At 46.2% G+C, this 18,615-nt stretch carries 18 protein-coding genes; 11 read left to right on the forward strand and 7 right to left on the reverse strand.

Annotated features, from left to right (window positions below; translation table 11 throughout):
• Positions 1–233 precede the first annotated feature (233 nt).
• Positions 234–1,286, forward strand: a complete 1,053-nt coding sequence (locus H065_RS0105285; protein ID WP_017811981.1) for a 2,3-butanediol dehydrogenase — start codon at positions 234–236, stop codon at positions 1,284–1,286.
• Positions 1,287–1,385: 99 nt separating this feature from the next.
• Here the strand turns inward: H065_RS0105285 and H065_RS0105290 are convergent, their stop codons facing one another.
• Positions 1,386–1,967: a DUF4352 domain-containing protein gene (locus H065_RS0105290; RefSeq protein WP_046227001.1), complete on the reverse strand. Its 582-nt coding sequence runs from the start codon at positions 1,965–1,967 to the stop codon at positions 1,386–1,388.
• 710 nt (positions 1,968–2,677) lie between these two features.
• Here H065_RS0105290 and H065_RS0105300 point away from each other — a divergent pair.
• From H065_RS0105300 to H065_RS0105310, 3 genes are all read left to right on the forward strand, one after another.
• Positions 2,678–4,327, forward strand: coding sequence for a DUF6138 family protein (locus tag H065_RS0105300; protein WP_017811984.1), 1,650 nt, complete (start codon positions 2,678–2,680; stop codon positions 4,325–4,327).
• A 104-nt stretch (positions 4,328–4,431) separates the two neighbouring features.
• The gene (locus H065_RS0105305) at positions 4,432–5,199 is read left to right on the forward strand and encodes an amidohydrolase family protein (protein ID WP_017811985.1); all 768 of its coding nucleotides are present in this window, start codon (positions 4,432–4,434) and stop codon (positions 5,197–5,199) included.
• 29 nt (positions 5,200–5,228) lie between these two features.
• Entirely contained in the window at positions 5,229–5,693 is a 465-nt protein-coding gene (locus H065_RS0105310; protein ID WP_017811986.1) for a GNAT family N-acetyltransferase, read from the forward strand.
• Between the two features lie 95 nt (positions 5,694–5,788).
• On the opposite strand, the gene H065_RS0105315 is transcribed toward H065_RS0105310, so the two are convergent.
• Entirely contained in the window at positions 5,789–6,433 is a 645-nt protein-coding gene (locus tag H065_RS0105315; RefSeq protein WP_017811987.1) for a DUF2625 family protein, read from the reverse strand.
• A gap of 171 nt (positions 6,434–6,604) precedes the next feature.
• Here H065_RS0105315 and H065_RS0105320 point away from each other — a divergent pair, with 171 nt between their 5' ends.
• The 3 genes from H065_RS0105320 to H065_RS0105330 all read left to right on the forward strand — a co-directional run bounded on the left by H065_RS0105320 (position 6,605) and on the right by H065_RS0105330 (position 9,382).
• Entirely contained in the window at positions 6,605–7,261 is a 657-nt protein-coding gene (locus H065_RS0105320) for a type 2 periplasmic-binding domain-containing protein (RefSeq protein ID WP_017811988.1), read from the forward strand.
• A gap of 27 nt (positions 7,262–7,288) precedes the next feature.
• Positions 7,289–7,843 carry a DUF1697 domain-containing protein gene (locus H065_RS0105325; protein WP_017811989.1) on the forward strand — a complete coding sequence of 185 codons (555 nt, stop codon included), beginning with the start codon at positions 7,289–7,291 and terminating at the stop codon, positions 7,841–7,843.
• Positions 7,844–8,050: 207 nt separating this feature from the next.
• On the forward strand, positions 8,051–9,382 hold the full coding sequence (locus H065_RS0105330) for a VWA domain-containing protein (RefSeq protein ID WP_017811990.1): 1,332 nt from the start codon (positions 8,051–8,053) through the stop codon (positions 9,380–9,382).
• Between the two features lie 105 nt (positions 9,383–9,487).
• On the opposite strand, the gene H065_RS27805 is transcribed toward H065_RS0105330, so the two are convergent.
• The 5 genes from H065_RS27805 to H065_RS0105355 all read right to left on the reverse strand — a co-directional run bounded on the left by H065_RS27805 (position 9,488) and on the right by H065_RS0105355 (position 15,512).
• Positions 9,488–10,558 carry a leucine-rich repeat domain-containing protein gene (locus H065_RS27805; RefSeq protein WP_017811991.1) on the reverse strand — a complete coding sequence of 357 codons (1,071 nt, stop codon included), beginning with the start codon at positions 10,556–10,558 and terminating at the stop codon, positions 9,488–9,490.
• Between the two features lie 41 nt (positions 10,559–10,599).
• Entirely contained in the window at positions 10,600–11,373 is a 774-nt protein-coding gene (locus tag H065_RS0105340) for a hypothetical protein (protein ID WP_017811992.1), read from the reverse strand.
• Positions 11,370–12,173 carry a hypothetical protein gene (locus tag H065_RS0105345; RefSeq protein ID WP_017811993.1) on the reverse strand — a complete coding sequence of 268 codons (804 nt, stop codon included), beginning with the start codon at positions 12,171–12,173 and terminating at the stop codon, positions 11,370–11,372. Before H065_RS0105345 ends, H065_RS0105340 begins: the two co-directional genes overlap by 4 nt.
• Before the next feature lie 165 nt (positions 12,174–12,338).
• The gene (locus tag H065_RS0105350) at positions 12,339–13,949 is read right to left on the reverse strand and encodes a DUF1593 domain-containing protein (RefSeq protein WP_017811994.1); all 1,611 of its coding nucleotides are present in this window, start codon (positions 13,947–13,949) and stop codon (positions 12,339–12,341) included.
• A 378-nt stretch (positions 13,950–14,327) separates the two neighbouring features.
• On the reverse strand, positions 14,328–15,512 hold the full coding sequence (locus H065_RS0105355; protein ID WP_017811995.1) for a DUF4272 domain-containing protein: 1,185 nt from the start codon (positions 15,510–15,512) through the stop codon (positions 14,328–14,330).
• 193 nt (positions 15,513–15,705) lie between these two features.
• On the opposite strand from H065_RS0105355, the gene H065_RS27810 reads away from it, so the two are divergent.
• The 4 genes from H065_RS27810 (at position 15,706) to H065_RS0105375 (ending at position 18,586) form a co-directional block, all read left to right on the forward strand.
• Positions 15,706–15,858 carry a hypothetical protein gene (locus H065_RS27810; RefSeq protein WP_017811996.1) on the forward strand — a complete coding sequence of 51 codons (153 nt, stop codon included), beginning with the start codon at positions 15,706–15,708 and terminating at the stop codon, positions 15,856–15,858.
• Between the two features lie 254 nt (positions 15,859–16,112).
• Positions 16,113–16,742 (forward strand): YfbR-like 5'-deoxynucleotidase, encoded by a 630-nt coding sequence (locus tag H065_RS0105365; protein ID WP_017811997.1) that lies wholly within the window; start codon positions 16,113–16,115, stop codon positions 16,740–16,742.
• Between the two features lie 534 nt (positions 16,743–17,276).
• Positions 17,277–17,657, forward strand: coding sequence for a PilZ domain-containing protein (locus H065_RS0105370; RefSeq protein ID WP_017811998.1), 381 nt, complete (start codon positions 17,277–17,279; stop codon positions 17,655–17,657).
• A 170-nt stretch (positions 17,658–17,827) separates the two neighbouring features.
• Positions 17,828–18,586 (forward strand): SDR family NAD(P)-dependent oxidoreductase, encoded by a 759-nt coding sequence (locus H065_RS0105375; RefSeq protein WP_017811999.1) that lies wholly within the window; start codon positions 17,828–17,830, stop codon positions 18,584–18,586.
• The last annotated feature ends 29 nt before the right edge of the window (positions 18,587–18,615 follow it).

The following is an 18,615-nucleotide window of genomic DNA, read 5'->3' on the forward strand; positions in this document are numbered from 1 at the left end:
ATTTTATCTATTCATCAGCTGATGTAAAAGACTTAATTACATATCCAAAGATAATATGGATCTATATATTTTTTTGCCTTCTTGTGTAGGTTTACGTCAGTTCCTGCCGAAATCCATTTGACAATATGTCTATAGTGTGACATCATTAATACCGGAAACGTTTCCTAAAATAGTGTATACTTATCGGTAGCAACACCTTTATAATCTTATGACCTCACAGGGAGATGACTTCGATGCAAGCATTACGTTGGCATGGTGTAAAAGACTTGAGAGTAGATACAATTGAAGAACCAACCGTACAGGAAGGCAAAGTAAAAATTAAAGTACAATGGTGCGGCATTTGCGGTAGTGATCTGCATGAATACGCGGCAGGTCCTATTTTCATTTCCAAAGATACCCCTCACCCATTGACTCACGAAAAAGCACCTGTTGTTATGGGACATGAATTTTCCGGACAGGTCGTCGAAGTGGGCGAAGGCGTAACCAAATTCAAAGAAGGCGACCGCGTTGTTGTGGAGCCGATTTTTGCATGCGGTAAATGTACAGCATGTCGTCAGGGCAAATATAATCTGTGCGAGAAAATGGGCTTCCTCGGTCTGGCCGGCGGTGGTGGCGGATTCTCCGAATACGTATCCGCAGATGAACATATGGTACACAAAATTCCGGATACTGTTTCCTTTGAACAGGGCGCACTGGTTGAGCCGTCTGCAGTCGCATTGTATGCTGTTCGTCAGAGCCAGTTCAAAGTCGGTGATCGCGCTGTAGTATTCGGTGCAGGTCCAATCGGCCTGCTCGTGATCGAAGCACTGCGTGCATCCGGCGCAGCCGAGATCTATGCGGTTGAGCTGTCCGAAGAACGCCGCAAAACAGCAGAATCTCTCGGCGCAATCGGCCTGAACCCGGCTGATGTCGATGTAGTCAAAGAAATTCATCGCCTGACCGAAGGCGGCGCTGATGTTGCCTATGAAGTTACCGGTGTACCGGTCGTACTGACCCAGGCAATTGAATCAACCAAGCTGAGCGGACAGATCATGATCGTCAGCATTTTCGAAAAAGAAGCTCCAATCCATCCGAATCTGATCGTTATGCAGGAACGCAATATCGCCGGTATTATCGGCTATCGTGATGTGTTCCCTGCTGTAATCAGCCTGATGAATCAAGGCTATTTCTCTCCGGAGAAACTGGTTACCAAACGGATCGGCCTGAGCGAGATTGTTGAGCAAGGATTTGAAGCACTGATGAAAGAGAAAAATCAGGTAAAAATCCTCGTTTCTCCAAACAAATAAATTTTGAATACAGCCAACTCTATTACAACCTCTCTCATATGATAAAAAAATAAAAAGACTGCCGAACCTACGTCGGCAGTCTTTTTATTTGAAGCAAAGTTATTTTTTGGCCAGCTTGATCATGACTTGGCTGTTACGGGTAAAGCTGAACGGGTCACTAACTTCCATGGAATAATTGGACATTTTCTGGCCTGTTGGCATATCAAATACAATATATCCATCTACCTGCACACCCGGATTGATGTTGTCCAGCAGCAATTTGTTTTGAGAATCCATGTACATTACGGCTGTAGCATCGGCATCATAGGATCTTCCATCCTTGGATACAAGCTTGAACATAGCCATAGTAACCATACGCGCTTCTTTGTCATTGTTAATCACAGAAATCGGGATTGCCCAAAATTCGCCATTGGCTTCCTGACGCAGGTATTGAGTACCTACACTGCTTTTGACTTCTGGTGTATGTACCAGTACGGCAAATCCACCTACACTAACGCCATCTCCAATATAAAATTGTTTCTTTTCCTGCTTGGGTGCTTTGCTACTTTCTTCTTTGGCAGAAGTTGTATTGGAACTGCTTGTAGAACTACTGGTCGAACTAGGCTCATCGCTATTCATGCTTCCTGCTGCCAGTGTACCAAAAATGGCGCAGGCGATCAGTGTTGAAATTGTTTTTTTCATGTCTGTGTATATTCCCCTTTTGAATAGAAATAATATAAAGAATAATAGCTGCGATACTATAGGCGATCACATCATTGAGATCGAATGTACCTTGTATGATATGCGGAATCTGCAAAAGCTCGCTGAATATTCCGATACATGGTATTCCAAAAATAATGCTATACGTGACTACTTTACTGGATTCTCGCCAGATCTGATAAATGGTGTAGGCAAATGCATAAGCCCATAATCCGTCCGGCAGCGAATATTTAACAAAAGATGGCAGAGATAGAAAAGCCATTTCTCTGAGCTGCATTACAAAAGACAATAGACCTGCAAAGCTTAACCATTGAAATACAAGAAGTGTCGTATGCCGGTAAAGAATATAAATGATACTACCGACCAAGATAGGCAAAATAATATGCAGCCCGATTTGCCGTGTATTAATCTTCTCACCTCCTTGATGTCATCCCATTGCATAATCAGGGATGAGTGTTATCCTTTGACTGTGCTATAGCTATGCAAAATGAATATATGCATAAACAATCTTCTATATACTTAAACGGATGATTCATCATAAATTGTTATAGATGATCAATAAATGTATCCTTTTCCAATCACCGGCTAATATTTTGTAGTGATAGTTTCTCGTCCAAAATATGGCATATACAAAATGATATAATGAATAACAAATGATTTTACATATAAGCGGCTTACAGGAGGAATAGAATATGGACGCTACTATTGAATTATTACTGGAAGAAACATGGGAGCAGCTGGAATCCCTCTCCGAGCGTGAGCAAAAGCGAATTAGTGAGTTCGGCCAACGCAGTACGCTTCAGGCAGGGATTCACGATTACATCCGCATCGGCTATCGCAAAGGTAAAAACAATTGGACCAGTGGCCAAATGTTTATCGAGATTGAAAGACCTTTTTCCTGGAGTGATTCAGCGTATCCATGGGACACAGAAGTTGATATCGAAGCGATCACCGACGAGATGCTGATTCAGGAATGGTTGCCGGCTTTGCGTAAGCGGCTGGAGCCGGTCTTTTATGAAGATCAGCTAGGATCACAGTATTATGATTACAAGCTGGAAGTCTCCTTATATATTGAACGTGCGCTCGTTGAGGATACGCTGCAGCATACCGAATATTGGACAAATGAATCCAAACGGGAAGCGCTACGTCTGGCAATGGAGACATTTATCCGGGATAAAGTAGAGAGTCCACCACCTCTGTATCCCAAAGAGCTGGATCTCTTCTTTTTCAGTGAACTGCTGTTGAATAGCGATATCTGGGCGCGCCGTACCGACCGGATCATCGAATTGGCTACCCAGCTGGACCACAAACTAAAGCCGATTCCTAAGCTGCATGCTGAATGGGACCGCAATCTGATCTCTGCGCTCCGTACATGGGCCAATGAACAGTGGCTGCCTGTTTACTTTGATGCAACCGGCAGCTATGCCCAGCCATTCAGTCTGAAAGTGGATGCCGATTCCCGTCCGGTCGATCCACAGGAACTGGAACTGCTTCTTTATGCTGCACTGTGCATGGGAAGACAAAGTGCCGATGAACGGCAGCAGTATCTGGAATATGTTGCACAATTAGGCTCCGATAAAGCGACACGTTATCTCAAGGAAGGCAGCGGCCAGGTCGAGAGTTCCCGTAAAAATGCCCATATCCATGGTAAAGCCAATGATATTTTGCAGCTGATCGAGATCAAGCTGTTGAATGAAGATCCGGCAGCTTACCGGGAAGCCATCACCTACCTCTGTGATCTGCTGCGCCAGGGATTCCCGCGCGAATACAAACTCAAGCTTGGCAGCAAGACCAAACTGTTCCTGTCTGTAAAAGGACTGGCCAAATCGCCGCTGCACCGCCTATTTGCTGCAGCTATGCTGTATCCCGAGCTGTATCCGCTTATCGCTGATTATGCACAGCTTGCGATGCAGGAATTTGCCTGGTATAACGATGTAGAACCCGGCGAGAAGTCTGTTATGCCGGGAACATATGCGGTATTGGGGCTGGGGCTGCATAGCGATGAGTATTTCCCGCTTCTGGTGGACTACATGAAACTGGTAGATACCGAGCATCAGATGGCACATAACAGCTATATCCAGACTTTTATCGAGACTCATGAAGTGGAACCACGGCTGGTGCCTGTTCTGGCTGCGATCCTGCTAGGTAGCGGTCAGTCTGCGCGTCCGGTCAAAGGCCTCGCCGATCGCTGGAATACACCGGAGCTGGTCCTTGCTTTGGATCAACAGCTCACCTCGCTGGAGGACTATCAGCAGGAACAGCTGCTATATCTGATCTTTGGCAGCGCAAGCAAACAAAAGAAATTCCTGCAGCATGCCAGTCAGCTCAGAGAACAAAGCTAGTCTTTTATCATGGACAATCTATGGATCGGTTCGCTGATACAAATAGCTTGTCATGAATCTATTTCACAACCATTCATTCTTGATATGGAGAGGAGTTTTCCCTTTTGAAACGAATCTTGTTTGATGCGCATTTGCATATTATTGATCCGCAATTTCCACTGATCGAAAATCAGGGATTTTTGCCTGAACCATTTACCTGCAAAGATTATCTGGATAAGGTCAAAGAAGTAGATATTAGAGGTGGAGCAGTCGTTTCCGGCTCCTTTCAGGGGTTTGATCAGTCTTATTTAATTCATTCCCTGCAGACACTGGGCAGTGACTTTGTAGGGGTGACGCAGCTTCCTTATGACACTCCAGATGAAGACATTCTGGAGCTGCATGGACATGGAGTACGGGCGATCCGGTTTAATGTGCAACGTGGCGGGTCGGAGACATTATCCCGTCTGGATTACTTTGCCAAAAGGGTACACGAACTGGCGGGTTGGCATGCGGAATTATATATCGACTCTTCCTCTTTGCCCGAGATTACCTCGGTGATTGAGAATCTTCCAGCTGTAATCGTAGATCATATGGGACTGTCCCGTGCAGGATTTCCTCATTTACTCCATCTGGTGGACAAAGGCATCCGTGTCAAAGCTACCGGCTTTGGGAGAGTGGAACTGGATGTGCCGGAGGCGATCCAGGCAATTTGTGCAGTGAGTCCGGATGCACTAATGTTCGGTACAGATCTGCCTTCCACAAGAGCCAGACGACCTTATCATCATGATGATATTGAACTCATCCATCATACGCTGGAGCAGGAACAATTCGACAAGGTAATGTACAAAAATGCGATCGACTGGTATGTAAATCGTCATGCTGCACAGGAATAGCTATTCATATAAAAAAGGAGTGAATTCTTATGGAATATAAGACAGCTACTTTGGAACATTTGCCAGCAATAGTACGTTTGCTGGCAGATGATGAACTGGGAGCTGCGAGAGAGCGTTTTGAAGATCCGCTACCGGAAGAATATCAGACTGCTTTTGCCAAAATCCAGCAACAGGCGGGCAACTCGATTATCGTTGCTGTTCATAATGAGGATGTTATCGGATGTCTCCAACTGACGATCATTCCCGGTCTATCCAGACTCGGGATGACACGCGGTCAAATCGAAGGCGTTCGTGTGGACAGCCGCTATCGCAGCCAGGGAATCGGAGAAGCATTACTGCGTCATGCTATTGAAACGGCTCGGGACATGGATTGCCAGCTGATTCAGCTGACAACCGACAAGAGCAGGACGAGTGCGCATCATTTTTATGAAAAGCTTGGATTTGTCGCTAGTCATGAAGGGATGAAGCTTGCGATCGACAATTATATAAGTTGAGTACATGTATGGCATCCAACGAATCGTTCTCTACTGCTGTAATATACAATAAATAGGTGCAAACGATAGGTATGGGCCTGCAGAATTCTCCATTGTCAGCTTTTCTCCAAAGCCAGCTGCCAGGCTTCTGTTACAGGTACTACCTGTTTGCTGCTGGTTTCTCCTCCACCTTCAGCTGTCCAGAGCGGCGGATAGTAGGCAAATATCTGTCCCACTTCCAGCTGCTCGGTCTGCTGTTTCCAGTTCTGCCAGCGGAATGTCTCGTAAAACTGCTGCAAATCACCGGCCGCCAGCCAGTTGATCCATTCCGAATATGTCAGTTCAGTCGCTTCCCATTCCAGCGTATCTGGTGCAAAATAACAAATCTGTCCATCTGTCGTATCCAGCGCGAAAAACCCGCCTGCTGCATCATAGGCTACCAGCAGTTTGCCCGTCAGTGTCTTCACCGGCAACTGACTTTGCAGTCCATTCCATGAACGAAGATCACCATATACCTCTGTACTGCCTGCACCCAGCAGTGTAATCCAGCCATGATCCAAGCAGATACCGCCTGCTTCATAGGCGATTGCGCCCAGATAGGAACGCGTACTTACCTGAAGACAGCGCAGGGTCTCTTCTCCTTCGCTGCGGTCGGCAGGCCACATGGTATATGTATTCGCACCTTCGGCAAACAGCTGTACAATTTCTTCCCAGGCATGATTGTCCCGGTCAATTAATTCTTGTGCAGATAATACGGACATATCCATCTCTCCTTTGGGTTGAATTACTTTATAGTAGAGTATAACAGACCGGCCAAATAGTAATCTATTCGCCTCCAATACCTACGTTGTTCTGTACGCCGGATCGTATACTATAATGTTGTTACAGACACTTATCCACACCTATAAAGCCTATTGAAAGGACGTTGTCCAATGACGGATTTTAGTAAATTACATACCTCTATTCTTTCCTTTATTCAGCAGCAGGATCTGTACAATCAATCATACGGACTGTTTGACGATTCTTTTATTCGTGCCTATTCCGAGCCGATTCAACCAGAGATTGATGATCGTATTCCCCTGTCTCCCGAGCTTCATTACCTATACAGTCATTTTGAAATGGTCGATGAAAAAGCGGCTGGCTCAATAAAAAGTGCAGCAGTGCTGATTGGAGACGGTATTTTGCTAAAATTTGCAGCGCCGGAGTATCTGTACCGCCAGCAGCTTGGCTACCGCTGGATTGGAGTTTCAGATTCACCGGAGGAATCAGCAAATTGGCCATCCCACCATGTGGTAATTGCCAATTATAATGATGATCCGCTGATTGTGGATACCAGCAGAGCGGACTCTCCGGTATATGCCGCTTTTGAAGGCAATGATCCCGAGCCTATAGCCTCATCCCTGGCTGATTTTTTTGCGGCTCTGGTTATTATGATTGAAGCGGCTGCTGTCCTGCAGGGAGAGATTACAGATGAAGAGACAGACGAGATCAAGACCGAATATACGGAAATGATCGAACCGCAACTGCTCGAACTTCTGGGCGAACAGCAAATGAATGATCTGTTTGTGTATCTGGGTTTAAACTGGTAATAGACTGGACAGCAAGGAGGGGTATAGATGATTTATGCAGCTTTGCTTCGCGGCATTAATGTTGGCGGCAATAATAACATCAATATGAAACTGCTCAAATCCACTTTTGAACAAGCCGGGATGACTCGAGTGAAGACCTATATTAACTCGGGAAATATTATTTTCGCCAGTGAACTGTCTTCGGCTGAACTGTCTATCCAGCTGGAACAGGCGATTGCAGCAGATTTCCAGCTGGATATCCCGGTAATGGTACGTTCGCTGCCGCAGATGAAAGAGGTTATCACGGCTTTACCAGAGAACTGGACCAACGATGAACAGATGAAAAGCGATGTATTTTTCCTGTGGGATGACATCAACGATAGCTCCATCTTGGAACAGATACCTCTCAAACCAGATCTGGGTACGCTGTTGTATATCCCCGGTGCATTGCTGGTATCGGTCCCCCGGGAAAATGTTACTCGTAGTGGCATGAACAAACTGGCCTCTTCCAGGCTGTACCGGTACATGACAATACGCAATGTGAATACAACGCGTCAGATTTACCGGCTGATGTTGGCAGCTGGTGAGCAGGAAGCAACTTGATTGGAGCATCGTCCCAAGTATCCTTTATGATTGCTATAGCTACTCTGATGATTCCTTTATTGGTTCTTTTTTGAGGATGCTTGTTCTAACTATTTGTATCACAAAGATCAATAGAAGAATCGTACATTTATTTCAATTGGACGATGCGAATCCAAGAAATCATGGTAAAGAGTATAATAACTATTATTTATTCAGGAGGTTAGACACATGGCTGGAGAACAGATTGCATTAAATCAGGGACAAAACGCCAATATACCATCCGGCAGTATGCTAGACGTGGTTATACAATGTAGTGCTTCCCCTTCTTCACTGGATATCAGCTGCTTTATGGTCAATGAGGATGGCAAGGTTCCTTCCGACGAGTATTTTATTTTTTATAATCAGAATGTAGATCCTCACCAGTGTGTTCAACTGGTACAGGCAGATGGACAGCGCTCCCGGTTTCAACTGGATCTGAACAGACTCCAGCAGGCTCCTGTCAGCAAATGTGTATTTACGGCTACCCTTGAGGGTGCAGGTACCTTTGCAGAGGTGAGCAATTGTCAGGCTGTGCTACAAATAAATGGACAGCAAATTACATATACCCTATCCGAGGTGACCGCAGAAACGGCACTGATTTTAATCGAGATCTATAAGTATAAAGATACATTCAAGGTCCGGGCGATTGGCCGTGGCTTCTTCGGTGGACTGCAGCCACTGGCCGAGTCATTTGGCGTAGAGATTGAGAGCAGTGATGCTTCGGCTGATGAAGCAGAGGGCTCAAGCGTAACAAATTCCGCTACACAAACAACAGCTTCCACCCCTGCTGCTGTATCTGCATCTACCGATTCAACCGCTGCCGAACCTCCAGGTCCCAAACTGACGACATCGCTGACCAAGATCGATCTGCTCAAAAAGAAAGTCACCCTGTCTCTCCAAAAGAAAAACGTAGCACCAATCCAGGCACGGGTAGCCGTTGTATTCGACGCTTCCGGTTCCATGTATTCCCTTTACAAAAAAGGGATTGTACAGGAAGCTTTTGAACGTGTACTGGCGATTGCAGCTGCTTTTGATGATAATGGAGAATTGGACGTATGGTTTTTTGCCAAAGATTTTTTGCGTGCACGAAGCGTACGTGCAGAGGATTATGAGAATTATGTGGAACGTGCCTACAAGCTGGGTAGCAAAGGCGGAACCAATAACGAGCCGCCCGTGATGGAGGACGTGATCCGCAAATATACCAAAGAAGAACCCAATGTACGCATACCTACCTATGTTATCTTTTTCAGCGATGGTGGTGTCAGCAGTAAGAGCAAAATTGCCAAGCTGATCATCGACAGCTCTCGCTACAATCTGTTCTGGCAGTTTGTTGGACTGGGCAATGCCAACTATGGCGTGCTGCGCGAACTGGATGAACTCAAAGGCCGTTTTGTAGATAATGCGAATTTCTTTGAACTGGACGATATCTCCAAAGTCAGCGACGAAGAGCTATATGATCGGCTGCTAAGTGAATTCCCAAGCTGGATCGAGGAAGCAAAGCGCAAAAGTATACTTGCCTGACGGGATAATAAAATGAACATTATTAAATAATGGCATCATAAACAGGACGCTGCCGGAAAAGGTGGCGTCCCTTTTTTATAATTACAGTCTCTATACCCGTGCTCGCTACTGAACAGGAAACGTGTCCCACCAACTGGTTCTACCCTGCTCATATTCTTCCAGTGCATCTTTCTTGTTATGATATATCATCCGCTGACGAAGCTGCTGCATCTTTTTGGGTGTTTTCAGTTTGGCATAGACGCGCTGGAGCGATGGATTGCGCAGCAGCGGTTCGTAAGCCTCTACCTTCATCTCCCATGCTTCGCGGTGGGTGAATTCGATTAGAGCCGGAGCATACTCCAGTGTACTGATATCCCGTAGTCCTTTCATATTTTCCAGTGCCACCTTGCGCAAGTAATGCAGACCGGAAAAGGATGGCAGCGCATAAATATGAGGCAGTGCCTGGAGGAACAGATACTGCAGCCCTGTCAGTGAAGAAATTACAGAGATATCTTCCAGTCCCTTGATCTGCGACAGCTCCAGATACCGGATCGATCGATTGTTATCCAGCGCACTCAAATCCCGTATTCCGCCAAGGCGAATAATAAGCTGATCCAGGTTGCACAAGGGCTGCACAAACTGCAAATCAGGGACGGTAATTGATTGTAAAGTCAGCTGCTTTAATTGAGATAATTGACTGATCACCTCGATACCTTTGTGATGTCCCTCGATATGCAGATGATGCAGCTGCTGGAATCTCGCCAGCATTTGCAGGTCGGGTCTGCGGGACTGCGTACGCCCGATATGCAGATGCTCCAGTGCCGATGGAATCCGCTCCAGGATATCCAGATCAGTCAGTTGTGTCAGAGACAGCTGCAGCTGTACCAGCTTTGGCAGTGCAGCCACTGCGTCCAGATGTCGGAATTCTCCTTCACATTCCACCGACAGTCGGGTCAGCTGTGGCAGAATCTCCAGAACACCCAGATCACATACCGAGTCATAGAATCCGTATAGACGCAGCAGAATATCCTGTCTTACTGGGAACAGGTGCTCATTCAGCAGTTTCCAGGCTGCCGGTTCGAGCACTTCTGCACACTGGATGATACGAAGATCCGGGCTGGCAGCCAGCTGCTGTACTTCTTCCAGGGTCAATGTGTGCTCTATCTGCACCAGATGGTCATGAATCTTCTGATACATAATCGATGTCCGCCTCCTTTCCTGTTCCTCTATCCGAGAAGTTAAAATACAACCGAATTTACTGCTGCCTGGGCAGTCTGCACCAGTATTGCATACAAACGGGCGGAGTATTGGTTATATTCCTCATATCTTCCGTGAGCATGCGCAGAAGCAGGCGGATCGTCGTTCCACGAACCCATTGCGCCAAATACCCATGTTTTGTAGACTGCATTCAGCAGACGCACTGCTTCGTCGCTGTAGACATCCGGCAGTTTGAATACAAGACGTGGCATATCGGCTGTTCCATCGAGAATAGCAATCGCAGGGTCAAAAAAGTTCTTTTTCCAAAAGGATTGTTCAATCTCCTCTGCCAATCGGGCAATTTGTTCCAGCGCACTTCTGAACTGTATCCTGACTTCATCCAGTGGTAAAAAGACCCGCTCGGAAGGCTGGCCCAGCTCTTGTTCCTGCTCGGTATACGTAATATTCCAGCGCACTTCCGAACGGAACTGCCCACTCTCCCACTGCGGAATCCAGATCCGGTTATGCTGTGCTCCGAGGGCAATAATACCTGCTCGGGCACCACCTCCGGCGAATCCGCTCGTCTGCCAATTGTCCTCGGGCTGACTGCCGCTGACCATCATCAGACGCTGACAGCCAACGCTACGCAGATAATCCAGCCAGCTCGCCCAATTCCAGCTCTGTACGCCATCTGTAAAGGTAACGTGAATGCTGTTGGTATGCTCCAATTCCTTGCTGGAAGCATCTTCGCTATGAATCAGATAACCGTTACCCAGCGATGTAATCAGCAGCAGCTGATGGATCTCTCCATTCATGAGTCCAACCTCCATTTGCCAAAATAATATGCAACCACTCCAGCTTCATACCGATCCTGTCCCTGCCATACCGCCATCGAACTAAAATCATTATCGCCGCCCCTGCCGATTCGCGGTGTATCCTGTGTCTTGAGAATTCCGGCATATCCGAGGATTTCCATAACTGCATCCCGCTCATACTTGCTGGACGGGAAAATATCTTTCCAGCGCTTCTCCAGTTTGCGTGCGCTATCTGCAGGATCACATTGATTCACCTGCTCCAGCATCTGCCGGAACAGCCATACATCTTCTTGTGTGGCAGCAGCAGGCTCTTCCCTGCTGAACAATTCCAGATCCAGCCAGCAGTACAGCAGCCAGTTCAATCGTACACCGCCCCATTTGATCCGTTCGAAATTAAGTACATTCAGATCTGTATTTACATAGCTGCGATCCGACATAAGCCTGTGAAAATTACAATCACCACAGCTGCTCGTATTGGCATGTACCGATTGGCGCTGTTCGTATGTATGCAGGGGCAGCTCCGCCGTAAGCGCCCAGCTGGACAATGCACTGCGCAGATGTATCCGGCGGGTTGACAAACTATGCAAAAAGGCTTCGCTCACCTGTTCCAACGTAATACGCTGATGAAGCTCATGCAGACGCTGTACCAGTTCATCATGCGTAATCGTCAGCGGGTCGAACATGACACCCTGACTGCGGGCATACTCAAAATCTTCTCCCTGCAGCACTGGCGGTCCAGACTTCCAGCCGCCGGTTTGCCAGAACGTTTTGGTGAGTATTTGTTTTGCTTTTTTATCCATAAGCTCCTCCGTTCATGATCCGTTTTATGTATAGTACTTATTTTACTACATTCGATCGCTTGTACAAAAAAAGACCCTGATCCCTTTTGTCCATAGACTGCTGCTGTGTAGAACAGATGGCAGCGTTCAGGGAAAAGGGAAACAGGGATCATGCAGCAGCGCGAATTATTTCACTGTAATAATTACCCGCTGATAATGCTTGAGTGTATGAGCGCCATTATCCTGGACTTCAGCGATCATATGGATCGTATCACCGGATTTGGCATCTTTGGGAACCTGGAATTTAACGGTCGGGGTATTGCTGTTTTTCAGCCCTATCGTATTACGTTTCTCGCCTGTCGCAAGCGGACGGTGAATACCCAGTAGCAGTCCGTCCACCGCGTCTTTCTCTTCGGCAGCAGGCGTTACGCGGGAATCGGTATACGTATCCGCTTCATAATAACGCCACCAGCGGTAACTCAGCTGGTCGCCATCCGGATCGCTGCCTATCGCATGCAGCGTAATATACTGACCCGGCTTGGCAGTCAGATTCAGTCCTTCTTTGACTTTGAGCGTGGGGTTGTGATTGGCATCTTTGTATTGTGAAGCAATGGCCCAATCTGCACGGGCTGCAAAGTCGTTCTGGATATCATCAAACCAGCGCGTTAATGAATATTCCGATTCATAGCGGCCGGTATGTACATCATAATCGAGTACATTGTTGCGATACAGCTTGTCATTGACCTGACCGAAACGGCCGCCCCAACCTCCATAGCTTGGATCTTCCATACTGCGCAGTCCGTTATCGATCAAGTAAAAGAACGATGGTGAGTCACCTTCGGAAATAAAATCATACCGATCATACTGCGGATTGTTCTGCAAATAGGATTCACTGCCGCGCTGTTCTTCTGCGAGCTCTCCATCGATCATTTTGCCGTCACCCATCAGTGCATACAGATTCAGCAGCGGACCATGATTGTTCTGGATATTCTCGTAGTTCCACGCACCGTGCAGCTTGCTGTTCACAGCTTCGGTGTGCATTTTCCAGGCATAAGCAAAGTGCCAGAAGTTCGATTGATCATTGATAATACGGATATCCGGCCAATTCTTGGCGATATATTCGTTGTAACTGTCGTCCTGGTCCAGAATAATGTACAGTACCAGCTTGTCGCTGACTTTCTGCTGAATAGCAGACCACTGATCCGTTCCTTTATATTGCTCTTCAATTGATTTCAGTGCTCTCGCTGTTGTATTGGTACCGCCCCATGTCTGCACGTACAGATCACGCGGGTCATTGTCCAGGAACAGCTTTTTCAGAAATTCGGAACCTTCGGTAACCTGATCCATCTCTCCCTTGTATGAGATATTGCCAATCTTGGTTACGCTACGAATATAATCTGGCGTTGGATAACCATCGGCATGCTTGCTCAGGTTGGGATAGGCCTGTGCATAAGCATCGATCATATCTGTCAGCCACTGGGTACCGGTCCAGCGATAAGGCTCAATTCCTTTCGCAGGATCACCCGCATAATGATAGACCGAGCTGGTCAATACAATCCCGGCCAGATCGACTTCATTGGCATACAGGAAAAAGCGCAGCATCGAGTTCATATCATCCACTTCACCATCATTGGTAATAATGGTTCGCGCTTTCTGCTGCTGGACAGATTGTCCGGCTGCCGCCAAAGCGTCCTTGCTCTTGGCAGGTGCAGCTGTCGCTTGTCCGCTTATCCCGCTTGCGATCAGTATACATAGATTTACTGACAATACCATTTTGACCCATCTGCTTTTCCTCATTATGCTGACCCCTTTTCCATTTACATACTGTAGAATTGTCTGCCCCTCAGCTATAAACGCAAAAAAACCCGGACACTACTGTGCTCCATAGCATGGAACATAGTCGTACCCAGGTTTTGCCCGCATTCGCAGTAACAATCCTTTGGTCATTACCATAACACGATATTTTTCGATTGTAAACGCTTTATGTCACACAGGGCAGGAATAGAATTATTGTTATCGCATTAAAAAAAGGGGTGTATCTACCCTGTTAACCAGCTGATGAATGCTGTTCTTTCGGGACAGCTGAATCGTGTGGATGATGGGTATATTGCCTCTTTCATTGCGAATCCAATCATCGATGAACCTGAGCGATCCGGCATGAGTGTATGGATTCGATCACGTATCGGTGCGAACATCATCCCAGTCCTGACCCAGGTAACCGGTCAGCCAGTTGAGCGCATAGTGTCGTTCATGAACAACACCTGCATCCAGACCACCCGGGACAGGGCGCTGATGTACACGACTGTCTATGCATGCCCAATCATAACGATAGATCAAATCCGCTGCATCCAGAATCTCGGATGCTGGTCGCAATTGTGAACGGTCACGAAAAGCTGTAAAGCTGTCAAACTCATGCAGGATCGATACTGCCTTTTCTACGTCACAGATCTGTGTCGGTTCCTCTAATGAATCGATATGTCCGAGTGCCCACAGCAGTACCCATAAGGCTTCATAACGCCAGGAGAAGCGAACTACATCGTCCTGCCCTGGCTGTTCCTGATCAATAAATGCCTTTTCTTCCGGAGTGAACAAGCCCTCTGCATCATACTGCCGAACAATCCGGCTGATCAGTTTCCGGGTAGTTGTCACCGTCTCGCCCGCACCTACACATTCTCCTTTGACAGCGGTAATACAGACAGCGACGGCTCGCTTGGCTACCTCATCTCTCGTACGAATCCGTTCGGCCTGCTCATCTCCCAGCCGTGCAGAAAGTGTGGCATTGATCGGTATGCCCTGCTTTTCCAGATGGGTATTGGAGCGTTGTTTGCGACTTTCCCCGGTCGGTGTAATCTGAAATTCGTTATGCAAATGACTCGTATGCGCAGTAACCATATAATCTTCCACGCCGGAATTGCCTTCTGCATCAAGCAGCAGCTGTCCCTGACCATCCAACAGCTGGCCGCCTCCCCAGAACAGTAGCCCATCCAGCGAACGAACAATATGCAGCAGTTCTCCATAGAACTCTTCCGAAATATCTTCTTCTGTCTCAATACCGATCACCATATTAAGGGTACTCAGTTTGAGTAGTATCTTTTGCTGTACCTGCTTATTCACAGCAGGTACCTGATAGAAAAATCCACCCATTCCGTCGATCATCGCGCTGAACTGTGCAGGCTCGGTCTGACTGGTCATGATATTGAATCCTTTTCTCATCTTCTTGCGGAACAGTCCGCCCTGGATGACCTCGATATAGGTACGATCAGGTTTTACCGTAATTTTGTGATCCTTGTACAGAGTACGGATAATTTCTTCCAGCTGCTTCAGGTCTGGTATAGAACTGTAAATGGCTGCATTTTTCATGATATGACCTCCTGTAATTATCTGTTGTTATTTTAAAATAAAAAGGTAGAGGGAGAAAACAATAGATTGGCGGAGAGAACGCAGACTGTTCTCGCTTACATCTCTGTTGTACTCGTTGTCACACCCTTTGATAAATAAGCTGGATTGACCGAAAATAACTTATGTAGATATTTTAATCAAAGGAGCTACCCCGATGAAAACACTGGCTTCATTCCTGAAGGAATTCAAAGCTTCATTTTATGCATACGGTCAAGCCAAATCCGTAATTGCTGACAGTGTGATGCAGTTTAACCCTGAACAAATCGTACAGGATCAAAACGTAAAAACTGCACCTCGCTACAACTAATAATTATACCCTGTTATGCTGACAGCAGCATCCTTTCATCTATTCGTGGACGGGCTTCCCAAGGCCCAGTCTGTTACATAGGTTATGCCAAACTGATCTGATTGCTGATCAGTTTTTTTATTTTGTCTGCTTTTGTTCCTCTCTGTCACAGATTTGACCTGTGCTTAACCTGCCGCTAACACTAGAGTACTATACTGATCATTATACCTGCGATCTCACTTCAAATTCACAGTACTCAAAGGATGGTTAGTCATATGGGAATTCACGCTTACTTCCGCTCACTGGATGATCTGGAACGGATTATTCGCTGCCCGGGCAAATTTAAATTTGAACAGCACAGCGTCTCTGCCCACTCCTGGAAAGTGGTACAATATGCCAAAACACTGGCAGACATTGAAGAGATGCACGGCGTTTCTATCGATTGGAAAAAACTTTACGAGATTACAAGTAGCCACGATTACGGCGAAATATTCATCGGCGATATCAAAACGCCGGTCAAGCACTCTTCTCTCGAACTGCGTTCGCTGCTGCAAAAGGTAGAGGAAGGCATGATCGAACATTTTATCGAGGAAAATATTCCGGATGACTTCAAGCCTATTTTCCGCAAGCAGCTGCATGAAGGAAAGGACAACTCGGTCGAAGGCATGATCCTGCAGGTCGCTGATAAGATGGACCAGGTGTACGAAGCTTTTTCGGAGCTTCAGCGCGGTAATACCGAAAAAGAATTTATCGCCATGTACCGTAACGCACTCGTCAAAATCAAACATGTAGATCTTCATTGCGTCGATTATTTTCTGGAAAATATTTTGCCGGATATGGTACATGAAGGTACATTCTCTACCATTGATATCAAACGGATTACGGAAGAAGCACTGGCTCTCTGATCAGTATACAAATGATATCGATGTAATTAATTGTATCTTTCAGGTGTATATCAGCTTCTCCATATCTGTCTGCATCTATCGGTATACACATTGTCCCTCTTCACTATTTTCATTTGTACTTTTCGTTTACCATTTACTCATCTGCTCGATCTATACATCTCTCTGTAGACTTCAACCGGACCGTACCAACTTCATGGCTATTGTCCGGCCTGAGTACAGGCAGATGTTTTTTGTTATGGATTTCTATGGAGAATATAGTGCGTATAAACGCATTTATGCCATATATAACAAATTTGTCACGCATATTCGTATCCATCTATTCAATATTCTCAATTTATTTTATTATTTTCATTCATTTTGTATTATTTTAGGCGAAATTGTTACAAAAGACTTAACATTTTGACGAATCGTGTCGATATAAATAATAGTACTAAATACCTGTTATTTATAAAAACCATTACTTTTAGGCTGTAAAATAAACTTTCCCTTCTACTTTTCGTTATATCCTGGTACCCAATCAAAGGAGGAATTATCATGATGACACATAACCGCAGAAAAACCCCGTTCCGTTATGTACTGAAAGAACCTGTACCCTTTGCTCTGCACATCCTGCAAATCAATGGCAAAGCTGTACATTCGAAGCCGATGCAGGCTCTGCTGTTGGATCTGAGCAGTGCAGGCTGCCGTTTATCCCTTCCTGTAGAGATTCAGGCAGATCATCAAGAAATCCGCGTCAGCATCCATATGCTACTGCATGAAGAACCTCTGTATTTGGAAGGTCGTCTGAAATGGAACCGTACCGAATCCGGACGCTACCATTATGGCGTAGAGATTGAATTTCCGCCAAACGGACGCGATCAACTACTGCGTGAACTGCGCATTCTCGCCAGCAAAAACAAAATCATCATCACCTGATACATTCAGCTATTTTACTGTTCTGTGCTCCCTTCCTTCTACTCTATTCCTGTGTATCCGGTGATAGCATCCATATATGACTGTCAGGTTTACTTGAAAATACGTTATCGTAAGCATACAATGAAGCAGCAGATTTCTGCATAATTATGCGATAACGGAGGAACAAAGGTATGAGTGAGACGAAGAGTAAAGTAGCTGTAATCACTGGAGGTGGCAGTGGACTGGGTCAGTCCGTGGCACTGAAATTGGCGGAATCAGGCATTAATATCAGTATCGTTGATATCTCGGAAGCAGCAGGCCAAGAGACGATTACACTGCTGAAGCAAAAGGGCGTCGATGCTATTTTTATTCAGGCAGATGTGAGCCGGGCCGAAGATGTCAAAAATTATGTAGATCGTACAGTAGAGCATTTTGGCACGATTGATATGTTTTTTAATAATGCCGGAATTTCCGGACCGGGTACACAATTTGCAGAGAATACGATTGAGCAGATCAATCAGGTAGTAGGTATTAATCTGCTCGGTGGATTGTATGGTATCAAATATGTGCTGGAAGTTATGCTTCAGCATGGCGGCGGCTCGATTGTAAATACATCTTCGACCGCCGGACTGGTAGGTCAAGCTACCGTGGGTTCCTACTCGGCTACCAAACATGGAATTATCGGGATTACACGTACAGTTGCTGTTGAATATGCCGATCAGGGCATCCAGATTAATGCGATTGCTCCGGGTACTACCGAGACTCCAATGGTCAGACAATATCGTCAGGATAATCCCGAGACTTTTCAGGCCGTAGAAAATGCTATTCCGCAGCGTCGTCTGGGACAACCCGAAGAGATCGCCGATCTGGTCGCTTTCCTGCTTAGTGATCGTGCCCGCTATATCAACGGAGCTGTGATACCTATTGATGGTGGATTTACCGCCCAATAATTACAAATATACCAATCGTACATAATATA

It is taken from the genome of Paenibacillus shenyangensis (assembly GCF_000346635.1).
GTDB lineage: Bacteria > Bacillota > Bacilli > Paenibacillales > Paenibacillaceae > Saccharibacillus > Saccharibacillus dauci.